Origin of the sequence: Paenibacillus sp. 1-18, assembly GCF_000520755.1 — a bacterium.
Classification (GTDB): domain Bacteria; phylum Bacillota; class Bacilli; order Paenibacillales; family Paenibacillaceae; genus Paenibacillus; species Paenibacillus brasilensis.
In genome coordinates this window covers 1-423 of sequence record NZ_ASSB01000331.1, presented here as the reverse complement: position 1 = coordinate 423, position 423 = coordinate 1, and the positions used below count along the sequence as shown (strand labels likewise).

Annotated in this window: 1 protein-coding gene; it reads right to left on the bottom strand. The window is 36.4% G+C overall.

The window, feature by feature from the left end; genetic code table 11:
• Positions 1-50 precede the first annotated feature (50 nt).
• Complete coding sequence (locus L693_RS0121680; RefSeq protein ID WP_007431381.1) at positions 51-338, bottom strand: DUF6809 family protein; 288 nt, start codon at positions 336-338, stop codon at positions 51-53.
• Positions 339-423 lie beyond the last annotated feature (85 nt).

Here is a 423-nt window from a genome sequence, read left to right as displayed (position 1 = left end):
CGTCTCCAAAGACAGGGTTTCTCGACAATCTGAGAGGATCATATGATCCTCTAGATGTTAGAATTTTTCAATTCACTAAAGAGTTGTAGAGCGTCTTTGAAACCTTGTATGTAGATGCTTCTTTCTAAGATGGATTGGAGAGAAATTTGAGCATCTTCGTACAGAAAAACCGTATGTTGAAGTTGATCGGGTAACGCTTCGCGAAGCGTTCTAAAGTATCGATCTGTCTCCGAAGAAAGCTGATTGTACTCCGTATGGTACTCCAGAAGCTCAGCAAAGAGTAATTCTAAACGTATTCTTATAAGTGGTTCTGTCAATGATTCTAATGCATTAATCATATGTTGTTCCTCCTTTGATTAACTTTATAAAGTTATTATATAACTTTGTAGGGTTAATTACAAGGTGAATATTTGACTTTGTAGG